At 56.8% G+C, this 21,783-nt stretch carries 19 protein-coding genes and 1 pseudogene; 14 read left to right on the forward strand and 6 right to left on the reverse strand.

All coding sequences use genetic code 11. The annotated features are described in order from the left end of the window. The first annotated feature begins 47 nt into the window (after positions 1 to 47). From ACYZT5_RS02575 to ACYZT5_RS02585, 3 genes are all read left to right on the forward strand, one after another. Positions 48 to 833 carry an SDR family oxidoreductase gene (locus tag ACYZT5_RS02575; RefSeq protein ID WP_462049653.1) on the forward strand — a complete coding sequence of 262 codons (786 nt, stop codon included), beginning with the start codon at positions 48 to 50 and terminating at the stop codon, positions 831 to 833. Positions 834 to 860: 27 nt separating this feature from the next. After that, a complete protein-coding gene (locus tag ACYZT5_RS02580; RefSeq protein ID WP_462049654.1) occupies positions 861 to 1,562 on the forward strand; it encodes a ribonuclease activity regulator RraA in 702 nt (233 codons plus the stop codon). A 65-nt stretch (positions 1,563 to 1,627) separates the two neighbouring features. Then, on the forward strand, positions 1,628 to 2,521 hold the full coding sequence (locus ACYZT5_RS02585; protein ID WP_462049655.1) for a LysR substrate-binding domain-containing protein: 894 nt from the start codon (positions 1,628 to 1,630) through the stop codon (positions 2,519 to 2,521). A gap of 17 nt (positions 2,522 to 2,538) precedes the next feature. Here ACYZT5_RS02585 and ACYZT5_RS02590 read toward each other — a convergent pair whose 3' ends face one another. Next, positions 2,539 to 3,708 (reverse strand): M20 aminoacylase family protein, encoded by a 1,170-nt coding sequence (locus ACYZT5_RS02590; RefSeq protein WP_462049656.1) that lies wholly within the window; start codon positions 3,706 to 3,708, stop codon positions 2,539 to 2,541. Positions 3,709 to 3,826: 118 nt separating this feature from the next. Here ACYZT5_RS02590 and ACYZT5_RS02595 point away from each other — a divergent pair, with 118 nt between their 5' ends. Beyond that, positions 3,827 to 4,756, forward strand: coding sequence for a LysR substrate-binding domain-containing protein (locus ACYZT5_RS02595; RefSeq protein ID WP_438660016.1), 930 nt, complete (start codon positions 3,827 to 3,829; stop codon positions 4,754 to 4,756). Here the strand turns inward: ACYZT5_RS02595 and ACYZT5_RS02600 are convergent. From ACYZT5_RS02600 to ACYZT5_RS02610, 3 genes are all read right to left on the reverse strand, one after another. After that, positions 4,753 to 5,526 carry a class II aldolase/adducin family protein gene (locus ACYZT5_RS02600; RefSeq protein ID WP_462049657.1) on the reverse strand — a complete coding sequence of 258 codons (774 nt, stop codon included), beginning with the start codon at positions 5,524 to 5,526 and terminating at the stop codon, positions 4,753 to 4,755. The two genes, ACYZT5_RS02595 and ACYZT5_RS02600, sit on opposite strands and share 4 nt — an antisense overlap. Positions 5,527 to 5,578: 52 nt before the next feature. Continuing rightward, complete coding sequence (locus ACYZT5_RS02605; RefSeq protein ID WP_462049658.1) at positions 5,579 to 6,832, reverse strand: MFS transporter; 1,254 nt, start codon at positions 6,830 to 6,832, stop codon at positions 5,579 to 5,581. 627 nt (positions 6,833 to 7,459) lie between these two features. Continuing rightward, the gene (locus ACYZT5_RS02610) at positions 7,460 to 8,191 is read right to left on the reverse strand and encodes an SDR family oxidoreductase (RefSeq protein WP_462049659.1); all 732 of its coding nucleotides are present in this window, start codon (positions 8,189 to 8,191) and stop codon (positions 7,460 to 7,462) included. 258 nt (positions 8,192 to 8,449) lie between these two features. Between ACYZT5_RS02610 and ACYZT5_RS02615 the strand changes: the two genes are divergently transcribed. Then, complete coding sequence (locus ACYZT5_RS02615; RefSeq protein WP_462049660.1) at positions 8,450 to 9,385, forward strand: LysR substrate-binding domain-containing protein; 936 nt, start codon at positions 8,450 to 8,452, stop codon at positions 9,383 to 9,385. A gap of 17 nt (positions 9,386 to 9,402) precedes the next feature. Here ACYZT5_RS02615 and ACYZT5_RS02620 read toward each other — a convergent pair whose 3' ends face one another. Next, positions 9,403 to 10,332 carry a dihydrodipicolinate synthase family protein gene (locus ACYZT5_RS02620; RefSeq protein WP_462049661.1) on the reverse strand — a complete coding sequence of 310 codons (930 nt, stop codon included), beginning with the start codon at positions 10,330 to 10,332 and terminating at the stop codon, positions 9,403 to 9,405. A 1,970-nt stretch (positions 10,333 to 12,302) separates the two neighbouring features. Between ACYZT5_RS02620 and ACYZT5_RS02625 the strand changes: the two genes are divergently transcribed. From ACYZT5_RS02625 to ACYZT5_RS02635, 3 genes and pseudogenes are all read left to right on the forward strand, one after another. Next, entirely contained in the window at positions 12,303 to 12,953 is a 651-nt protein-coding gene (locus tag ACYZT5_RS02625) for a methyl-accepting chemotaxis protein (RefSeq protein ID WP_462052174.1), read from the forward strand. Positions 12,954 to 13,104: 151 nt separating this feature from the next. Continuing rightward, the gene (locus ACYZT5_RS02630; protein ID WP_462049662.1) at positions 13,105 to 14,103 is read left to right on the forward strand and encodes a bile acid:sodium symporter family protein; all 999 of its coding nucleotides are present in this window, start codon (positions 13,105 to 13,107) and stop codon (positions 14,101 to 14,103) included. Positions 14,104 to 14,121: 18 nt separating this feature from the next. After that, positions 14,122 to 14,376 (forward strand): annotated as a pseudogene (locus ACYZT5_RS02635) (cupin domain-containing protein); the annotation flags it as partial. Positions 14,377 to 14,870: 494 nt separating this feature from the next. Here ACYZT5_RS02635 and ACYZT5_RS02640 read toward each other — a convergent pair. Continuing rightward, on the reverse strand, positions 14,871 to 15,170 hold the full coding sequence (locus ACYZT5_RS02640; RefSeq protein WP_462049663.1) for a hypothetical protein: 300 nt from the start codon (positions 15,168 to 15,170) through the stop codon (positions 14,871 to 14,873). A 239-nt stretch (positions 15,171 to 15,409) separates the two neighbouring features. On the opposite strand from ACYZT5_RS02640, the gene ACYZT5_RS02645 reads away from it, so the two are divergent. From ACYZT5_RS02645 to ACYZT5_RS02670, 6 genes are all read left to right on the forward strand, one after another. After that, on the forward strand, positions 15,410 to 16,297 hold the full coding sequence (locus tag ACYZT5_RS02645; protein ID WP_462049664.1) for a Dyp-type peroxidase: 888 nt from the start codon (positions 15,410 to 15,412) through the stop codon (positions 16,295 to 16,297). Between the two features lie 16 nt (positions 16,298 to 16,313). Continuing rightward, positions 16,314 to 17,279 (forward strand): Gfo/Idh/MocA family protein, encoded by a 966-nt coding sequence (locus ACYZT5_RS02650; protein WP_462049665.1) that lies wholly within the window; start codon positions 16,314 to 16,316, stop codon positions 17,277 to 17,279. Positions 17,280 to 17,374: 95 nt separating this feature from the next. Next, positions 17,375 to 18,127, forward strand: coding sequence for a GntR family transcriptional regulator (locus ACYZT5_RS02655; RefSeq protein ID WP_462049666.1), 753 nt, complete (start codon positions 17,375 to 17,377; stop codon positions 18,125 to 18,127). Positions 18,128 to 18,138: 11 nt separating this feature from the next. Further along, entirely contained in the window at positions 18,139 to 19,869 is a 1,731-nt protein-coding gene (locus tag ACYZT5_RS02660; protein WP_462052175.1) for a fumarate reductase/succinate dehydrogenase flavoprotein subunit, read from the forward strand. Positions 19,870 to 19,895: 26 nt separating this feature from the next. Continuing rightward, entirely contained in the window at positions 19,896 to 20,141 is a 246-nt protein-coding gene (locus ACYZT5_RS02665) for a 4Fe-4S dicluster domain-containing protein (RefSeq protein ID WP_007946457.1), read from the forward strand. A gap of 133 nt (positions 20,142 to 20,274) precedes the next feature. After that, positions 20,275 to 21,681: an ABC transporter substrate-binding protein gene (locus tag ACYZT5_RS02670; RefSeq protein WP_462052176.1), complete on the forward strand. Its 1,407-nt coding sequence runs from the start codon at positions 20,275 to 20,277 to the stop codon at positions 21,679 to 21,681. The last annotated feature ends 102 nt before the right edge of the window (positions 21,682 to 21,783 follow it).

Genomic DNA, 21,783 nt, shown 5'->3' on the forward strand with positions numbered 1-21,783 from the left:
ATTGGCGACAGTCACACGGTCGCCTACTTCAACAGAGAGAGATCCGTATGGATTTGCATTTGCAGAACAAGGTCGCCCTGATCATGGGCGCTGGCGGCGGTTTAGGCAGTGCCATCGCCAGGACCTTCGCGCAAGAAGGCAGCAAGGTTGTCATTGCTGACATCAACCAGGAAGCACTCGATGCTGCGCAAGCATCGCTGAAGGCGTTGGGTGCTGATGTCCTGCCGATTCTTTGGGATCTGAGCGACCTGAGTGTTATCGATAAGCACGTTTCGACCATCGAAGCTCATTTTGGTCAGGTCGATATCCTGGTCAACAATACCGGTGGCCCACCCCCAACACCTGCCTATGGTCAGCCGGTTGAGCTCTGGCAGAAAAACTTCCAATTGATGGTGCTTTCCGTCATCGCGATCACCGACCGTGTTCTGCCTGGGATGCGCGAAGGCAAATGGGGCCGGATTATCACCAGTACGTCTTCGGGCGTTGTTGCACCGATTCCTAACTTGGGTATTTCAAACGCTCTGCGCCTGTCGCTGGTGGGTTGGTCGAAGACTCTGTCGCGCGAAGTTGCCCGTGATGGTGTGACTGTTAACGTCATTCTTCCGGGGCGTATCTCCACTGACCGAATCCGTTTTCTTGATGAAGCGAAAGCCAAGCGCGAGAACCGCTCCGTCGAAGAGGTTTCTGCTGAAAGTACGGGTTCGATTCCTGTCGGTCGCTATGGCCTTCCGCAGGAATACGCCGACGTTGTGGCATTCCTCGCCAGCGGCAGGGCTTCGTACGTCACAGGCACTGTTCAGCGGGTTGATGGCGGTCTTCTCGCCAATATCTGACAAGAAATAGCACGAGGAGGGCGCTTGATGCTCGATCAACAAACCGTCGAAGTGCTGCGAGGCATATCGACTGCGACGCTGACCACTGTCCTGTTGAAAAAGGGGCTGCGCAACGTTTGGCTGCGAGGCGCGCAGCCCATTCGGCCGGGGCAGCCACGTACGGTTGGTGCGGCGTTCACTTTGCGTTTTGTCCCCGCACGTGAAGATCTGGCGACGCCTGAATCATGGTCGTCGCCACGTTCGACTCGGGCTGCAATCGAGGCTATGCCCAGCGGTTGCATCGCGGTTGTGGATGCAATGGGTGTGACGGATGCCGGCATTTTTGGCGACATCCTGTGCGCACGGATGGCAATCCGAGGGGTCGCGGGGCTGGTGACAGACGGCGTCATACGAGATGTGGATGGCGTGCTCTCCACCGGCCTCCCTGTCTGGGGGAAGGGGACAGCAGCCCCGGCCTCAGTTGCCGGACTGACCTTTGTGAATTGGCAGGAGCCGGTCGCTTGTGGAGGTGTGGCTGTATTTCCGAATGACATCATCGTCGCCGACGCTGATGGTGCGGTAGTCATTCCCCAGGCGATGCTCATGGAGATCATTGAACTGGCGGCAGAGCAGGAACGTCTCGAGACCTGGATTATGTCTCAGGTAAACGAGGGGGCGAGTTTGCCAGGCCTTTATCCGCCAAATGAAGAAAACAGACTGCGTTACGAAAAATCGAAAACGCTGCAATAGACCCCAGGCAGGTAATGCGACTTTCAACGGGTTGCATTACCTGCCATTGAAGATCGGTTGCCACCATGCAAATGAACCCTAGAACGCTTGCTCCGTCGATGTCCTCGCTGCTGGCTATGGAATCGTGCGCCCGGCTGGGTAGCTTCACACGCGCAGCAGAGGAGCTTAGCCTTTCGCAAAGCGCAGTGAGTCGACAAATCCAGACGCTTGAGCAACTGCTCAGCGTTGCACTGTTTGACCGTGTGGGACGCCATGTTGAGTTGACCGATGCCGGGCGCTCTTATGCGAAGGATTTGTCAGTTGCTCTCACTGCTATCAAAAGCGCGACGACCCGCCTGGTAAGATCCAGGCAACCCGAAACAGCACTTCACCTTGCCGTATTACCCACGTTCGGCACCAAATGGCTGCTGCCACGGTTGTCTGACTTTTACCGTCGCCATCCCTCAATTCAGATCCATATCCACGCCAGAATGGGTGAAGTCGATCTGGAGCACTCGAAAATGGATGCCGCCATTTGTGTAGGGAACGGCCCCTGGAATGAGGCAGATGCCTATCCTCTTTTTCAGGAATTTCTGGTGCCAGTTGTCAGTGGTACGGTCGTATCTGACAAACCGATACTCTCGATCGACGACCTCAAGGAAGCTCGTCTGTTGCGAGGCGCAGCCCGCCCTGAGCTGTGGCTGGACTGGCTGAGCGCTAAAGGCGCCGACATAGGTCTAGTCAAACTGGGACCGCAGTACGAGCTTACGTCTCATCTGTTGCAGGCTGTCAGTGCAGGTTTAGGCGTTGGGTTGGTCCCCAGATTTCTGATTGAAGACGAGTTGGAAAATGGGTCGTTGAAAATCCCTCTGGACGTTCCTTCCCTGTCCAGTGCCAGTTACTACCTGCTTGCTGCGGCTGGTAAATCCCAAGATGTTGCACTGGTTGCATTCAGAGAATGGTTATTGGGCCAATTGTGATATTGGCCCGAACCTGTTTAAGCGTTCTGATAAGACCTCACAATTGCGGTGAAGAGGCGCACCCCCGTCGGAATAAGCGCATCGTTGAAGTCGTAGGCGGGGTGATGCAAGGGGCGGGAAGGTAGAGCACCATCGGCGCCCAACCAAAAATAGGCGCCAGGGCACGACTGGAGCATGTAAGCAAAGTCCTCCGAGGCCATTGAGGCTTTTGCGTCCCACTGCACATTCTCATCACCTAGAACCTGCACTGCGACCTCCCGCACGCGCCGGGCGCAAGCCGGATCATTTTGGGTCACCGGATAGCCTTCGCGATACTCAACAGTGCCCGAAGCGCCGAAAGCTACCGGTAACGTTTCGACCATGGCCGTGATCATTTCCTGGATACGGTTACGCACCACTTGATCAAGACAACGCACTGTACCTTTGAGGGTCGCGGTGTGAGGAATGATGTTGTAGGCGCTGCCGGCTTCAATCACGGTGACGCTCAGTACCGCCGAATCCAGCGGCGATATCCTTCTCGACACAATGGTTTGCAGAGAGGACACAAGCTGGCTGGCAACGGTGATCGGGTCGATTCCTTTTTCCGGCATTGCCGCGTGTGCACCGGAACCCTGGATGAGAATTTCGAAGGTGTCCTGCGATGCCATCATCGCGCCCCGGTTCACGCTAACCGAACCTTGGGCGATACCTGGCCAGTTGTGCAACCCATAAACCGCCTGCATCGGGAATCGCTCGAAAAGACCCTCTTCAATCATCTTGCGCGCACCACCACCTGTTTCCTCGGCGGGCTGGAAGATGAAGTGAACGCAGCCAGTAAAATCATCGGATTCACAGAGATGCTTGGCGGTGGCGAGCAACATGGAGGTGTGGCCGTCGTGGCCACAGGCATGCATGCAGCCTTCATGGGTAGACGCGTAGGCATGATCACTTTTTTCCTGCATGGGCAGGGCATCCATATCTGCACGCAAACCAATTGCAGGCCCTGATCCTCGTTGTAGTGTCGCTACGAGTCCCGTCCCGCCAAGCCCACGGGTCACGCTGAGGCCAAAGCTTTCCAGTAGCTGGGCGACTCTTTCGCTGGTACGGTGTTCCGCGTATGCAAGCTCTGGATGAGCGTGAAAATCGCGTCTCCAGGCAGAGGCTTGCGCTATAAGCGATGAAGTTGGCAGGTCGCGAAATGAAGGCATGTTGTTCCTCTCAAGGCCGTCAATATTAGTTAGCATTGACCCAGACAAAACGTGTCTCAAAGTCGTTCTCGGCTGGGCTGTATAGATGACAAGTACTGTGAATCAATAGGGGGCAGACGTGCGTAACGGAATTCCAAGCCTGGGTGCACTTCAGGCGTTTGAAGCCGCGGCACGGCACCAAAGTTTTGCGAAAGCGGCGGATGAGCTGTCGCTTAGCTGCGGCGCCATCAGCCGAAGCATTCATGAACTGGAAACCTTGTTCGGGGTAACGCTCTTCCGGCGAGAACGCCAGCGCGTAATACTTACCGACCCGGGTGCACGGTATGCGGCACGGGTTCGCATTCATCTTGAACATCTGCGGCGCGATACGGTGGAACTGGTGCGCCAAAGCCGGGAGATCAGTCTTGATATTGCGATTGGGGTCAGCTTCAGCGCCCAATGGTTGATACCCAAACTCAGCGGTTTCTACCGGCTGTATCCTTACATCCGCTTGCATCTGATGGGGCGCGATCAGCCCTACTTTTTCAACAACTCCAACTTTGATGCCGCCCTTTATTTCGGGCGCTCGCTGTGGCCGGGCATGCAAGGGCGTTGCTTGCTCAATGACGATGATTTGATGCTGGTGTGTGCCCCAGGTTTGATGGGAGGGAAGGGTGAACTCTCGCTCGATGAAATCGACCAATTGCCCAGAATCAGCCTGCGAGACATTCCCGACGCGTGGCATGACTGGTGCCTGACCGTAGGGCTTGCTCACTCGGAGGAAACTACCGTCCCCGACCATCGATTCGAGATGTACGTCATGGCCATTAACGCCGCACTCGAGTCGCTCGGTGTCGCCTTGCTTCCACGCTCGCTCATTTGGAGAGAACTTCAGCAGGGACGATTGATTCAAGCTCATCCGGTTACCCTTCCAAGTCCCGATTTCATTTATTGCGCCTATCCGGATCACACTGCACTTAACAAAGCCTTCCTGTTATTTGAGGCCTGGTTACTGGACACCGTGGCTGAATATCAGCAGGACGCAGCACAGAACCGCTTGCGCCGCTAATCCTCCAGGTGCGCATCCATCAATCCTCGAAAGCCGAGCCAGGCCACATAGTCAGATCCAAGTTGCGACTTCACCTGGCGAGCCTCTTCGTCCGGTAGCGCGTGCACCGTTCCGGCGGCTTGGGCGAGAAGCTGGATCTGACAGCAACGCTCCATAGCAATGAATCGGTAGGCTGCCGCTTCAACAGAGCTTCCAACGGTTAACAGGCCATGGTTCAGCAAGATCGCACTCTTGCTGGTGCCCAGCGCGCGACCGATGCGCGTACCTTCATCTCCAGAGAGCACGACCACATCGCCCTGAAAAAGCACCTGGTTCTCGAAATACGCACATGACTCCTGGTTTAGCGGTAGCAGGGGTTGACGCAGTGCCGAGAACGCCCGGCCATAGACCGTATGCGTATGTACTGCAGCAACGACGGATGGACATGTACTGTGAATGCCACAGTGAATGGCCACCGCCGCAGCGTTGATTGGCCCGTCGCCTTCCACGACCTCGCCAGCTTCCGTAATGCGGATCAAATGTTCCGGACGGACTTTAGAAAAGTGAACCGCGTAGGGGTTCACCCAAAGATGATCGTGAAACTCTGGATCCCTGACGGTGATATGCCCGGCAATGCCCTCTGCAAGTCCCAGCTTTCCGAACACTCTGAAGGCCGCTGCAAGCATTCGCTTACGGTGTTCTCGCTCCTGCTGATGACTTGCAAAAGCTTCGGGGATTGGCAGGGCGCCCCCGAGGGGTTTGGGAATGTACATGTCTGCTTGGTGGGTCATTTTGGCACCTTGGGGCAGTTGCGGCGCAACGCGCCGCGTTTCTAGTTGAAAATCAGCTTTTCAGGGGGACGAGGCTCGCGCGGCGCTGCGCTTCCAGGCACAGCACGAGGATGGCACTGAGCGTCATGAATCCTGCAACGACCAGCATGGCGAGGTTGTAGGAACCGGTAGCGTCTTTCACCGCGCCGATGAACCAGCCCACGAACATCCCTGATGCAACACCCACACTCGTGACCAACGCAATGCCAGCAGCGGCGCCTCGGTCAGACAGGAGGCGAGACGGCAATTGCCAGAACGTACTGATGCTGCAGAAGCAACCGGTGGCGCCGATCGAAAAGGCAATCATCGTCTGGATGGGGGAGCTCATGTACAAGGCGCTGGCAAGTGCCAAGGCGCTAATGATCATGGGGGCAGATACGAACGCGACACTGAACGGGCGTTTGCGTACGTAGCGGCCATAGAACGCCATTGCGATGATCGACGCCGTAAAGGGGATGGCCGTGATTTGGCCCACCTCAAAGATGCTGTATTTGACGTTGAAGCTCGCCTCAAAACCTTTGACGACTTGCGGGAGGAAGTACAGGAGGCTGATGATCGTTGCATTGATGCCAAAGTAGACCAGGCCAAGAGCCCATATTTTTGGATTACGCAGAACCTCGGCGAGGGTTGAGCCTCCAGCCACAGGCACCTCTTTGCGCTCCAACTCCAGCGCCTGCTTGACTTCATCCTTTTCGGCGGGAGACAACCAGGTGCTTTTCTCGGGACTGTCTGGCAACAGTACAAAGACCACAATTCCCATGATGATTGCTGGCAATGCTTCGAGCAGAATCATGCTACGCCAGCCGCTCATGCCGAACAGCGACACTTCCTGCATCACCCAGGTAGACATCGGTGCACCCAGCATGCCGGTAATCGGGATTGCCATGACGAACAGAGACATCAGCCAAACACGGTCGCGGGTGGGTAACCACAGGGTCAGGAAATAAACGACACCGGGGAAAAAGCCTGCTTCAGCAGCGCCTAAAGCGAAACGAGCGATGTAGAGCCAGGTTGCATTCTGAATCAGGCAAGACGCGGCGCTGATCAATCCCCAGGTCACCATGATCCGCATCATCCACATGCGGGCGCCAAAGCGATGCAGGCAAAGGTTGCTGGGCACTTCGAAGAGGATGTAACCCAGAAAGAACAGGCTCGTGCCGAGGCCGTATTGGGCCATGGTAATGCCGATTTCCTGGTTCATCGTCAGCGACGCATAACCGACGTTTGCTCTGTCCAGCTGATTGATGACGTACATCAACATCAGCATTGGAGCCAACCGCCAAACAATCTTTCTAGAGAGCTCGGGACTTAACCTCGCGGAGACGATGGGTGCGGTCATAGCAAGTACTTCCTATAGTCAAGGTGGGTAACCAGACGAGCGCGATTCGAATCGAGGGTCATTTCAGCATCGGGTTACACGTGTCGCAAACCATGCTTTTTCAATGCTTGTTGAGCTTTTATGAACAACTGCTCTGGAATCCCATTTGTGGTGCGAAAAAGCCTGTTGCGCACAACCATGGGCTGTTATTTCGCCTGTTTCTATCGTGAAAAGACTCGGTGCTGGTCCGGGAAGTATCCGGAGAGGGGAAGTAGTTCGGCGAGCGGTAGTGCCGCTCGTGTCCGCAATGCTGTTCACTTAAGAAAATCTCGAGACGAACGAAAAAAACCTGTGGCGAGGGAGCTTGCTCCCGCTGGGCTGCGAAACGGCCCCAAAAGGGATTGCCGCGCAGTCCAACGGGAGCAAGCTCCCTCGCCACAGGTTCGGTGTTGCGTTTAAGTGAACAGCATCGAAGTCGTGTCCGGGATTAGTTGACCACTACATTCGTATGCTCATCGCGAAGAGCGTGCTCGACGCTTTCCAGAAGTCCTCGTCAGCCCATTCCCTTTATTGAATTCAGGGAGCCACCTGCAAAACCGGGCGCATCAGTATTTCCTCGATTAGCACATTAGCTGGCTGTGCAAAGGCATAGACCAGCGCCTGGGCAACGTCTTCTGACTTCAATGCATCCAACTGTTCGCGGCGATTTTGTAACGCCTCACTCACGTTCTCACCGAACTCGGTCCACACCGCACCCGGTTCGATGACCGTGACCCGAATCCGATCCGGGCCCAGTTCTTTACGCAAGGCATCGTGGAACCCAATCACGGCATATTTGGTCGCGCTGTAGACCGACCAGTTCTCGACACCGTATCGACCCCCTACGCTTGAAACCGAACAGATCATTGCCCCAGGCCGCCCTCGCAGAAGGGGTATGGCTTCTTGAGTGCAATTGAGTACGCCATGGATGTTCACGTCGATCATGCTTTTCCAATCAGCGGCGGTGCTCTGTTCGAATTTCGCGCTGATGCCGAGGCCGGCGTTGTTGAAAAGCAAATCGAGGCCGCCGAATCGCTCGCCAATTGCAGCAAACAGGGCCTTGACCTCGGCCTGATCGGTCACGTCGGCTTGCATGACGCTAACCTTGTCGCCCAAGCGCTGAGCCAATGCCGCAAGACGTTCTGCTCGACGAGCGACCATGATCACATGCACGCCCTCATCCACCAGCAATTTCACCGTGGCCGCTCCTATACCGCTGGAAGCGCCTGTAATCACAGCAATTTTTCCCGCAAGGTCTTGCATTTTCATTAGAGCGTCCTAATCAAAGCGGCTAGCTTCGGCTGGTTGCCGGGCCGCAAGCATAGCGGTGGGTATGAGTAAAACGGCCGATACGGCCCAGGTAATCGTTGAGTGTTTTAATGGTACACCGAGCTCCATGAGCTTACGTTTAGCTTTACTGCACGAAACGTTGAGTCATATTCAACGTTATAGGGGCTGCTATGACGGATACTCCGCGCACCAACTTACAATAATCGACAAAACGCGTGCCGCTCATAGGAGGTCATCATGGAATCTCAATTTCTCGAAAGCTTTGTTGCGGTGATCGAGCACGGCTCAATCGCTGAAGCTGCCCGCCATTTGAATCTGACCGCTGCCGCCATAGGTCTCAGGATCCGCGCACTCGAAAGTGAATTCGGCACACCCTTACTGCACCGGGCGGGGCGCACTGTGGTGGCGACGGAAGCCGGCTACAGGGTTTTCAGCCGTGCCAATACGGTCCTTAGAGAGATCAACGATCTGCGGGAACTCGCCACCAGTCCTACCATGACGGGCCAGTTGCGTTTAGGGGCTACATTCAGTGCGGTCACCGGTTTATTGCCCCCTATCCTGGCTCGATTTACCCACTCCAACCCTCAAGCCAAAATATTCATCCAGCCCGCGTTTTCCGGGGCTCTGTATCGCAGCGTGTGTGATGGTGATCTTGATGCCGCTGTCATGATTGAGCCGCAATTCGAGATCCCTAAAACGTGCCAGTGGCATACGTGGGTAGAGGAACCCTTGATCCTGCTGACACCCTCTTCGATGGAGGTCAATCATCCTCACGAAACGCTCTCGGTTGAACCGCTTATTCGATATGACCGAAATCTATGGGGGGGCAAGCACGCCGACAGCTATCTCCGTCAGGCGGGCATCCAGCCGGTTGAGCGTTATGAACTTGAGTCACTCAGCGCCATCAGCCTGTTCGTTAACGAAGGTCTGGGTGTTTCACTGGTGCCTGATTGGACAGGGCCCTGGCCTGAGGGGTTATCCCTCAACAAGTACTTGCTCCCTCTCGATGGCTTCAATCGCCGCGTTGGGTTGCTGTCGAGCAAGGCTTCCGTTCGCACAGGGCAAATAAATGCCCTGATCGAAACCGCCAAGTTGTGCTTGCCTCATCTCAGGCCTGACGATGGCTCATTGATCAAGCGGTTTGCCCAACGGACCGGGCCGACACCGAGCTAACCAAGCTCCGGCAATTTTCAGACATCAGCTCGACGATCGTAACGGGCAAGACGTTTGAGCAAATTGTCGACTTCAACGCGCGCCTTCTCCGACATCGGTGCTGCAGGTTTGCGTTGTGCAGCGGACGTCAAGATTCCACGTTTCATCATCACGTACTTGCGAACGGCCAAGCCAACGCCTGGCTGTTGCTCATAACGAAGCAACGGCAGGTGGGCGTCGAACAAATCATGGGCTTCTTCAATCTGACCCGCTTTCGTCATTCGCACCACATCGCAAAGCATATCGGGGAAGGCATATCCGGTATTTGCACCGTCGGCGCCGCGGGCAAGTTCGTACTCTAAAAACAAGCCGTTATTACCCACCATGATGGATATGTGGCGCAGGGTGCCTTGCGCTTCGAAGTTGCGCAGAGTGGAAATTTTTTCGAGCCCCGGCCAATCTTCATGTTTGAGCATTACGCATGACGGCAGCTCGGTAACGATGCGTCGAATGACGGTCGGTGACATCTGCACCGAGAAGGTCAGTGGATAGTCCTGCAATACGAAAGGGACGTCTTCACCAATGGCATCCACAGCCTGATGGTAATAGTTGACGATTTGGTCGTCAGTGCGCAGCGTGTTTGGCGGTGCGATCATTACCCCGGCAGCGCCGCGATCCATCACTTCGTGCGTCAGCGCGCGCATCGAAGCAAATCCTGGAGCAGACACGCCGACAATAACGGGAAGCTTCTGGGCACGCTGAATAACCTGGCTGGCGATATCCAGCGATTCGGAGTATTCCAGTTTCGGCGCTTCGCCCAATTGGCCCAATACCGTCATGCCGGTCGAGCCGCACTCCAGATAAAAATCGACCATCCGGTCTATCGAGGATTTATCAATGTCGCCGTTATCGAAAAAAGGCGTTGGGGCAATTGGGTAGACGCCATTGGCATCGGCAGTAAGCGGCATGATCAACTCCAGATTCAGGGCCAGATGAACGGCTTGTGAGACACTCGCCTTCATGGTTCTGTGTGTCAGGGTAAGACGTGATAATCAGCGCGACAAACGCTGATTACTCATCAAATTCATGCGGTTTTGATATCAATTGAAGATGGCCCTCCATCGCACTTTCCTGTGCGAAGCATTGCTCCGACACGGCGTGATCATGGCCGGCACGTTGATCAAGAGATATAGCCTGACAGCGAAGCGCACTCATAGGGCATGTCGCGTTTTGCGCACTGAGTTGGGACATGATTGTCTCGTATCCTCATTCACCTGCTGCCATAACCCACTGGATCTTCAATTGAATACCTATCGAGGTATCCCTTTAGTAAGCGTCGACCCCCGAAATTGTTAGCAAGCTTGCGAGTTGGTGTGGTATTTGCTTTTAAACTTGCATATGAATGTCGCAAGTGGGGAAGTAGATGTCGCTATCAAGCAATTCGATGCAGTTATCCTCTAGCGAAAAGCACTGGTTACCGTGGTTCGGCAAGACTGGGAAAATTGCGATGCGCTGGGCTTGTGGGCTAAATCAGTCGGCTTATCCAGTGATAGAACAAACGTTCGAGGCCATTGCTGAAACTCGCGTGCAGTTGTTGCACAACTGGACGCGCGAGCAATGGGAGCACCTGGCTGAGTTGGCGGAAAATCTCGGTTGTGATTTCGCTCATTTCGACAGTACTTTGCTGATGGACAAACTCAGCCAGGCTGAAGATTTTTCGGAGTTGTTTGTCGTTGATGCCAGTGGCACCGTCATCGTCTCGACTTGGAAAGAACGCGGTAAAAATCAGCTCGAGAACACCCGTGCATTGGCAGAGGGACTGAAAGCGCCGTTTCTCCATGGCCCTTACAGCGATCCACTGACCTTGCACATTGGCCCATCGTCTTCACGCTTCCACGATGAAGTCACGTTGATGTTCTATCAACCTCTGAAGGCCGATGGAAAAGTCCTTGGCTGCCTCTGCGGTCGCGTACCCAACGATGTGTTGGGCGATCTTATCCAGCGCGAGGCCGGGCACATTTTTGCCGAATCGGGCGACAACTATCTGTTCATGGCGCAATCACGCTTTGATCCGGCAATTCAACCGGGAACCGCCTTGTCGCGCTCACGTTTCGAAGACGGTACGTTCACCCACGGCGAAAATCTGAAAAGCGGCGTGCACACGTCCTGGAAGACGGTGCAGATCCAACGACACACCGAGCTGGAACTGCGCTTTACCGACCCGGCGACGCAGCAACTGCACCCAGGCGTACGCGAAACTATCCGCACGGGCTCCAACGTGTTCGTGACTTATCCCGGTTACTCGGACTACCGGCACATTCCGGTGGTCGGCAAGGGCGTTACTTTCCAATTACCGGGGTCACCTGACCGCTGGGGCATGATGTGTGAGGCCGATCTGGAGGAGGTATACCGCCGGCGCTCACTTAGCTACGGTTTGATGAAGCCTTATCTCGCGACCATGACGGGCCTCTTTGCCTGCAATTTCATGGCCCAGCATTACAGCGGTCTAGCGCAAAACCTGATCGATACCATCGAAGTCTTGAGCATGGTGTGCGCCACTGTCTTGTTCAGCCTGTTGGGGCCCAAACGTCTTGCGGCAAGGTTGAACGAGATGACGAGTGTGATCAGGACCATCGCCGAGGGCGAGGGCAACCTTCGTCAGCGCCTGGATACCACGCGAATGGCCAACGATGAGACCGGTGACATGGGGCGATGGATCAATAGTTTCATTGACCATCTGGACTCGGTTGTCGGGCAAGTGGTGAAGGCCAGTCGCAACGTCGGCACCACCAATCAGATGATGTTGGGCCGCAGCCAGGAAGCCAGTCTGACTTCCGCTGAGGTCGCCGAAGCTGTGCACGGCATGATGATTATCGTCGAGGATCAATTGGGCGAGATCCAGCAAGCTTCCGCCAGCGCTGAACAAATGAAGCAGGCAATGGATGAAGTGGTCACGCGTGCCCGCGAGCAATTTCTTGCCGTGCAAGAAGGAACACAGTCTATTCGGGATGTGGTCGAGCGATCTTCTTCGAGCGTGCAGTTGCTCGACAGTCGCATGACCCAGATCGGCAAAATCACCGGCCTGATCAGCGACATTACCAACCAGACCAATCTGTTGGCACTCAATGCCGCCATCGAGGCCGCACGCGCGGGTGAACATGGGCGAGGTTTTGCGGTGGTCGCCGATGAGGTACGTAGTCTCGCCTCACGCACATCACGCGCTGCCGACGACATTCGGCAGATGGTTGAAGGCCTGCAGAACGAAACGCAAAAAGCCGTCAGCTTCATGAAGGAGGGCGTCAAGGACGTCGATAACAGCCTGCGCCTGGCCGAAGATGCATCCTCGGAAAACGTGCAGTTACATCAAGCCGTGGAAAGTATGTTTGCGATCATTCAGCAACTTAACAAACGAAGCCTCGACTACGGAAAAACGATCAAGAAGGTCGACCAATCCTCCACTGAGATGCGCCAGACGGTGGTGGTGCTGCAAAGCAGTGCGGAAACCGTGAGGCTCAATGCCAACAAACTGCAAAAGTTAGTGGGGCAGTTTGAGGTGAGTAGCAACAACGAACGAGGCGCGGCCGCGTGAATCTGTACGAGGGGACATATCCGGGTGAATTCTGACCTCTAAACCATCGTGGTGTCCTTTAGGCGACATCTACTGGGTTGTTAGCGTTAGTCGGTAATCCGCAGGCGCGTTAGAGTCGTGATCACGTTTCTTGCAAACTCGGATGATCCTGATGACACGCCCTCGTTTCTTACCCGATAACTTCACCCTGACGCTGATCGGCGTGGTCACTCTCGCAAGCTTACTGCCCGCCAGCGGTCAGGTCGCGGTGGGCTTTGGCTGGTTGACCAACATCGCCATTGCCCTGCTGTTTTTCCTGCATGGGGCCAAACTGTCGCGCGAGTCGATCATCGCCGGGGCGGGCCACTGGCGTCTGCATTTGCTGGTATTCGGTTTGACCTTTGTGCTGTTCCCACTCATCGGTCTGGCGCTCAAACCGTTGCTGTCGCCTATGATCGGCGACGATCTGTACATGGGCATGCTTTACCTCTGCGCGTTACCCGCGACGGTGCAGTCGGCGATTGCCTTTACCTCGCTGGCTCGCGGCAACATTCCGGCGGCGATTTGCAGTGCGGCGGCGTCCAGCCTGTTCGGGATTTTTCTTACGCCGTTGTTGGTGACGATGCTTTTCAATGTGCATGGCGAAGGCGGCTCGACCCTCGATGCGATTGTGAAGATCAGCATGCAACTGTTGCTGCCGTTCATTGCCGGACAGATCGCGCGGCGCTGGATCGGCGCCTGGGTAGGGCGCAACAAGAGTTGGCTGAAGTTCGTTGATCAGGGCTCGATTCTGTTGGTGGTGTACGGTGCGTTCAGCGAAGCGGTGAACGAAGGCATTTGGCACCAGATCCCGCTGCGGGACTTGGCCGGGCTGGTGTTGGCCTGCTGTGTGGTGCTGGTGCTGGTGCTGGTGGCCGCCACCGTATTGGGCAAAGCCTTTGGCTTCAATCAGGAAGATCGCATCACCATCCTCTTCTGTGGTTCGAAGAAAAGCCTGGCTACCGGTGTGCCGATGGCCCAGGTGTTGTTCGCTGGCAGCACCCTCGGTGTGCTGATCCTGCCGCTGATGCTGTTCCATCAGATTCAGTTGATGGTCTGTGCGGTGCTCGCGCAGCGCTATGCCAATCGCCAGGAATCGGTGGCCGAGCTGATGGGGCAAGTAGATCCTTGATCACTAGCCAGTTACTGGGCAGGGCGCCAACTTAGAATGCGCAGGGTGACCATCGAGCCTGGAGGCGTCTTCGGGCCGATTCACAACCATAAAGACAGACCAGGCACCGTCTACATACTGCAAGGAACGATCACTGACCATCGAAATGGAGTCGCCACGGACTATGGGCCGGGAGTGGGCTGGCCCGAGGATAGGAACACCACACACTGGCTTGAGAACAGAGGAACGATTCCGGCGGTGGAGATCTCGGTCGATATTGTCAGGCAAGAGTAAGCTCAGGCCCGACATCTAACACGGTCGGGCCTGACACACGGCTTAACCGGACGTGCTTCAGTCGGCTTCGTCTCTTTTTGCGCGACCGGAGGCGGTCTGTGCCCCAGGGAAGATTGCGAATGAGGAAATGAGCTCTGCGTGTTGCCGAATGGAATTGCGGGCAAATGTGCAGTACCTTGTATTTGTAACGCCCTCGTGCCGCAAACCTATTCTGGTTGAGAGGTGGATTTCATGAACAACATCATCTACATCGTCGGGTTAGTTGTGATCGTCGTGGTTATCCTGTCGTTCCTCGGATTTGCATAGGTTTGAAGACCGACTTTATTCCTCGGTTGTGTTCGATTTTTCCTGACGTGGACGTCCGCCTCATTACCATTCCTTCGATGGTGGCACGGGCGTCCCCCGCCACACGACGTGACATCGTCCGTAGCCTGCTGCCCGTTAATACGACGTTCGGTCAGGTGGTTGACCGCGACCGAACCGCTCCCGCTCTATTAATTTCTGCACTCCGACAACACCACTTGGCAGGTATTCGGCGTGCCACCGGATCGGCCGGCATAGCGTATGCAATTATCCAGGGATTTTTTGCGAGCCATGCTCAAGGTGGAGCCCCAAGCCAGGCCGCCCTCGCCGGCAGTGGGCAGCGCTTTTGCATAGCAGCTTGAGCCTATGCTTGAGGCCGAGTAGCGAGCCGTGGCAGCTTTGCCTGCACATCCCGCGGTCAGTGCCAGATTGATGGCGAGCAGGGAGAGTACGACCCATGACGAGCATTGGCGCGCTGTTTTTCCGATCATCCCATTTCCCCTGTATCAAGAGGCTAGAGGCGTGTTTGTGGTCTTGCTCTCCTCAGATTAGACGGTATTGCGCCTGCCCTTGGGTCGGTTTAGCGGACTTGGCGAATTTGGGCAGCGCCTTGAAAATCGAAACGGGATCGAGGTTTTTATACACGCCAGAAACACGTGATCTTTTGACCTGAAAACACACAACGGCTGATGGTGCGGTTAAACTTCGCGCTCTTTCTAAAGGAGTTCATATGAGTTACTACCAGCCGGGCATTCTCGCCACCCCAGTACCGCCTCAAGCCCGTCATATGTTCTTCGCACTCGAATCCGCCGCTGCATTGCCGGCCGCGCTGGAAAATCTGCAAGGGTTGGTAGACGGGAAGTCGGCAGTGGTCGGTTTCGGTGAATCCCTGGTCAAGGCCCTCAAGGTGCAAATCGAAGGCCTGCGCACCTTTCCAGCGTTGACCGGTGCCGGTGTCGACAACCCGTCGACCCAGCACGCCCTGTGGTGCTGGTTGCACGGTATCGACCGTGGCGAATTGCTCAACCGCAGCAACGCCATCGAAGCCGCGCTGGCACCCGCCCTGCGCCTGGTGCAGATGAACGAAACCTTCCGCCACCTCACCGGCCATGACCTGACCGGTTACGAAGACGGCACCGAAAACCCTCACGACGAAGCCGCCGTCGTCGCCGCGCTGGTGGGTAACGGTGCTGACGGAATGGTCGGCGGCAGCTTCGCCGCGATCCAACAGTGGCAGCACGACCTGAAAGGCTTCCACGCGATGCCGTCCCATGAGAAGGACAACATCATGGGCCGTCGTTTGAGCGACAACGAAGAGATCGACGACGCGCCGATCTCCGCGCACGTCAAACGCACCGCCCAGGAAAGCTTCGCCCCCGAGGCATTCGTGGTGCGCCGTTCCATGCCCTGGATCGAAGGCGACCGCGCCGGCCTGATGTTCCTGGCCTTCGGTTTCTCCCTCGATGCCTTCGAAGCCCAATTGCGGCGCATGAGCGGTCTGGAAGACGGCATCACCGACGGTTTGTACCGCATCAGCCGACCAATCACCGGCGGTTATTACTGGTGCCCGCCGCTCAAGGACGGTCATCTGGACCTGCGCGCGCTGCGCATCGGTTAAACATCAAGGAGTGAGTATGAACGTGGTGCGCTGGGGCATGATCGGTTGTGGCAGCGTCGCTGAACGCAAGAGCGGGCCGGCCTTCTACAAGGCTCCCGGCTCGGCGTTGGTGGCGGTGATGGGCCGGCGTCTGGAAGCGGTGACGGATTATGCCGCGCGCCACGGCATCGCTCGGTTCTACACCGACGTCGAAGCGCTGATCAATGATCCCGAGGTGGACGCGGTGTACATCGCCACGCCACCTGACAGTCATCACGCTTATGCCTTGAGGGTGGCCGCCGCCGGCAAACATTGCTGCGTCGAAAAACCAATGTCGTTGAATGCCGGGCAAAGCCGTGAAATGCAAAAGGTCTTTGCCGATGCTGGGCTGCACCTGTTTGTTTCTTACTACCGACGCTCGCTGCCGCGCTTCCAGCAGGTGCGGCAATGGCTGGAAGAGGGGCGGATCGGCGAAGTCCGGCATTTGACCTGGACGCTGACGAAAGCGCCATCAGCGGCGGATCAGGCTGGCACCGACAACTGGCGTACCGACCCGGCAATTGCCGGCGGTGGTTATTTCGCCGACCTGGCCAGCCATGGATTCGACCTGTTCCAGTACCTGCTCGGTGACATCGTCGAAGTCGCCGGATTTACCGCTCGGCAAGCCGGCTTGTATGCCGCTGAAGACGCCGTCAGCGCCAGTTGGCGGTTTGCTTGCGGGGCCTTGGGCATGGGCTGCTGGAATTTTGTTGCGGACCGCCGCGAAGATCGGGTCGAGCTGATCGGCAGCAAAGGCCGGATTACCTTTTCTGTATTCGATGAACATCCGGTTCAGCTTGAAGCCGATGAACACCTCAGCCTGCACATCGACAATCACCCGCACATCCAGTGGCATCACGTGTTGGGCATGAACGCGCACATTCGGGGTGAAGCGCAGCATCCGGCCGTGGCCGAACAGGCATTGAAAACCGATTGGGTGATGGACCAGATCCTCAAGCGCTGATTCACGCATCTAACCTTATGCCCAAACAGTATTTCTCAAGCCTGTTATTAGAACTTTAAGATCACGTCATAACTCGTTATAACAAGTGATCTGCCATGACCGATAACGTTCTATCCCTGAGCAGTGTTCCTCTGCACACCCAACTGCGAGACGTGCTACGCGCCCGCATCCTCGACGGCGAATACCCGCATGACAGCCAGATGCCTTCCGAAAGCGAACTCGGCGCACTCTTCAAAGTCAGCCGCATCACCGTGCGCCAGGCCTTGGGGGATCTGCAGAAAGAAGGGCTGATCTTCAAAATCCACGGCAAGGGCACTTTTGTCGCCAAGCCTAAAACCTTCCAGAACGTCAGCACCTTGCAAGGCCTGGCCGAGTCCATGACCGGCCGCGGCTACGAGGTGATCAACCGCCTGCGCAGTTTCAAATTCATACCGGCCGACAAGCTCGTCGCCGAGCGTTTGCAGGTCGCCGAAGGCGAGACCGTGGCGCAGATCAAACGGGTGCGGCTGATCAACCGTGAGCCGATTTCCCTGGAAATCACCTACCTGCCCAAGACCATTGGCGAGCGCCTGGAGAAGGCAGATCTGGTCACTCGCGACATTTTCCTGATCCTGGAAAACGACTGCGGCCTGACCCTCGGGCATGCCGACCTGGCCATCGACGCAGTGCTGGCCGACAGCGACCTGACCCAGGCACTGAACGTCGAAGCCGGTTCACCGATCATGCGCATCGAACGCCTGACCCACGACGCCAGCGGTCAACCCGTGGACTTCGAACACCTTTACTACCGCGGCGATGCCTTCCAGTACCGCCTGCGGATCGACCGGCAAAAAGGGGCGCAGGCATGACTAGCAGCTCAATGATTAGAAAGACGCTCGAACAGGAATACGACATCGTCGTGATTGGCGGCGGCACCGCAGGACCGATGGCGGCGATCAAGGCCAAGGAACGCAACCGCGATTTGCGTGTGCTGCTGATCGACAAGGCCAATGTCAAACGCAGCGGCGCGATCAGCATGGGCATGGACGGCCTGAACAACGCGATCATTCCCGGCCATTCGACGCCGGAGCAATACACCAAGGAAATCACCATTGCCAACGACGGCATCGTCAATCAGGCGGCGGTGTACGCCTACGCGACCCACAGCTTCGAAACCATCGAGCAACTGGACCGCTGGGGCGTGAAGTTCGAGAAGGATGAAACCGGCGACTACGCAGTGAAAAAAGTCCACCACATGGGCGCCTACGTGTTGCCGATGCCGGAAGGGCATGACATCAAAAAAGTCCTGTATCGCCAGTTGAAACGGGCGCGAGTGAATATCACCAATCGGCTGGTCTGCACGCGATTGCTGACGGATGAAGAGGGCGCGGTCAACGGTGTGATGGGTTTCGACTGCCGCACCGCCGACTTCCACGTGATCAAGGCCAAAGCCGTGATCCTCTGCTGCGGCGCCGCCGGACGTCTGGGGTTGCCGTCCTCGGGTTACCTGATGGGCACTTACGAAAACCCCACCAATGCCGGTGACGGTTACGCCATGGCTTATCACGCCGGCGCTGAGCTGGCGAACCTCGAATGCTTCCAGATCAACCCGTTGATCAAGGATTACAACGGCCCGGCTTGCGCCTACGTCACGGGTCCGTTGGGCGGCTACACCGCGAACAACAAGGGCGAGCGCTTCATCGAGTGTGATTACTGGAGCGGGCAAATGATGTGGGAGTTCCACCAGGAACTCGAAAGCGGCAACGGCCCGGTGTTTCTCAAGCTCGATCACCTGGCCGAGGAAACCATCCAGAACATCGAAGAGATCCTGCACAGCAACGAACGCCCGAGTCGCGGCCAGTTCCACGCCAATCGCGGCACCGACTACCGCACGCAAATGGTCGAGATGCACATCTCGGAAATCGGTTTTTGCAGCGGTCACTCGGCATCGGGTGTTTGGGTCAACGAGAAAGCGGAAACCTCGGTCAAGGGTTTGTACTCGGCCGGTGACATGGCCGCGGTGCCGCACAATTACATGCTGGGCGCGTTCACCTACGGCTGGTTTGCCGGCACCAACGCGGCTGACTTTGTCGCCGGGCGCGAGTTTTCAGCGGTCGATGCCCGGCAGATCGAAACAGAAAAGGCCCGGGTCTACGCACCGCTGGACCGCGAACACGGCCTGCCGCCAGCCCAGGTCGAGTACAAGCTGCGGCGCTTCGTCAACGACTACCTGCAACCGCCGAAAGTGACCAAGAAGATGCAGATCGGCCTGCAACGCTTCAGCGATATCCAGCGTGATCTCGATCAGATCAAGGCCCACAACGCCCACGAACTGATGCGCGCCATGGAAGTCAGCATGATCCGCGACTGCGCCGAAATGGCGGCCCGGGCTTCGCTGTTCCGTGCCGAAAGTCGCTGGGGGCTTTACCACTATCGGGTCGACCACCCGCAACGCAACGACAGCGAGTGGTTCTGCCACTGCCACCTGAAGAAGGATGAAAACGGCTTGATGACCAGTTTCAAGAAAGCCGTCGAGCCTTACATCATCCCGCTGGACGCCGATGAAATGCAGGCCTACGACCGGCTGCGTGTCGGTCCCTTTGCGGCCTGAGCATCACAAAAGAGAGAGACGGCGAAATGGCCTATCAACCCCAGGAAATCTTCTTCCGCTCCAATGCCCCCGTCACGGTCGACGAGGACCTCTGCATCGCCCACAAAGGCTGCACCGTGTGCGTCGATGTCTGCCCGATGGACCTGCTGGCGATCAACCCGGCCACGCAAAAGGCCTACATGGCGTTCGACGAATGCTGGTACTGCATGCCGTGTGAAAAGGACTGCCCGACCGGGGCGGTGAAAGTCGAAATCCCTTATCTCCTACGTTGAAACACTGCTTTAAAAGCTACCCGGCAACACCGGACGCCTGATTCAAACACCCCTCGTTTCCCACCGCGCCCTGATCGTGGCGGAGACGAATATCCTAAAAATGATTCGAGGGGATACACCCATGTCTTTGCCAATATTGCTGCGTGCAGCATTAGCCGGTCTGGTACTGGCTTCATTCACCTTGTCTGCTTCCGCCGAGACCATCCGCATTGCCATCGGCACTCAGGACACCACGATCAACTGCGCCGCTGGCGGTTTGTTGATCCGTGAACTCGGCTTGCTGGACAAATACCTGCCCCACGACGGCCCCTACAAAGACGCCAAGTACGAGGTGGAGTGGAAGAACTTCACCAGCGGCGCGCCCCTGACCAACGAGATGGTCGCCGGCAAACTCGACTTCGGCGCCATGGCCGATTTCCCCGGTTCGTTCAACGGTGTGGCGTTCGAAACCGCGGGCAAGCACAGCCTGTTTATCAGCGTGCTCTCGGGCAGCATCAAGGGCAGTGGCAACGGCATCGTGGTGCCGAGCGCATCAAGCGTGCAGTCGCTGGCGGAGCTCAAGGGCAAAACCATTTCCGTGCCGTTTGCCTCGACGGCCCATGGCATGTTGCTGCGGGCCGTGGCTGCCCAAGGCTGGGATCCGCTGAAAGACGTGAACATCATCGCCCAGCCGCCGGAAGTCGCCGGCTCTGCACTGCAGGCCGGGAAGATCGATGCCCACGCCGACTTCGTACCGTTCGCCGAACTGTTCCCCAGCCGTGGTTTCGCTCGCAAGATCTATGACGGCGCCCAGGCCAATGCGCCGACCTTCCACGGTGCGCTGGTGGATCAGGCCTATGCGAAGAAGTACCCGGAAATCGTCGTGGCTTACCTGCGTGCGAGCATCGAAGCCAATCAATTGCTCGCAGCAGAACCGGAGAAATACAGCGAGTTGATTGCCAAGGTCACCGGCGTCGATGCCGAGGTCAATTACCTGTTCCACGGTCCGCTGGGCGTACAAACCCGCGACCTGAGCTGGAAGCCCGAATACCGTCAGGCCGTCGGTACTGCCATCGACACGCTCAAGCTGTTGAAGAAAGCTGATCGCGGGTTGGACCTCAATACCTTCATCGACGACCAATACATCCGCGCCGCGTTCAAGGCCTCGAATCTGGATTACACAGCGCAACTGGCCAACTACGGGCAGACGCCGCTCAAGGCGGTGGATGCGCTGAGCGGCAAAGCGATTACCGACTTCAGTCATGTGGCGGAGATCTGGGTGCGGGGTGAGCCGAAGGTTCGGCAGTATGCCTCGGCAGAGTCAGCGTTCACCGCGTTGGCCAGCCTGAAGCAGGAAGGCAAAAACATCCGCGCGGTGTATGCCCAGGCGAGTGACAGCGGGATCAAGTTGCTGGCGGATCAGGCGTGGTTTGCCAGTGATGCGAAAGGGCGGCTGAGTGTGTTTCTGCTGAAGGGGCAGGCTCAGCTATTTGCGGCGGCTCAGGGTGGAAATGTCTTCGACTTCACCGATGCCACCACCCAGGCCGTCGCCGTTCGCTGAGTTTAGGGTTGGCTCAAAAACCACCCCTCACCCCAGCCCTCTCCCCAGAGGGGAGAGGGGAAAGGGAGCAGATCTCCAGCGTTTTCCAAGCCGGAGTTCGCC

It is taken from the genome of Pseudomonas sp. LB3P14 (assembly GCF_054898045.1).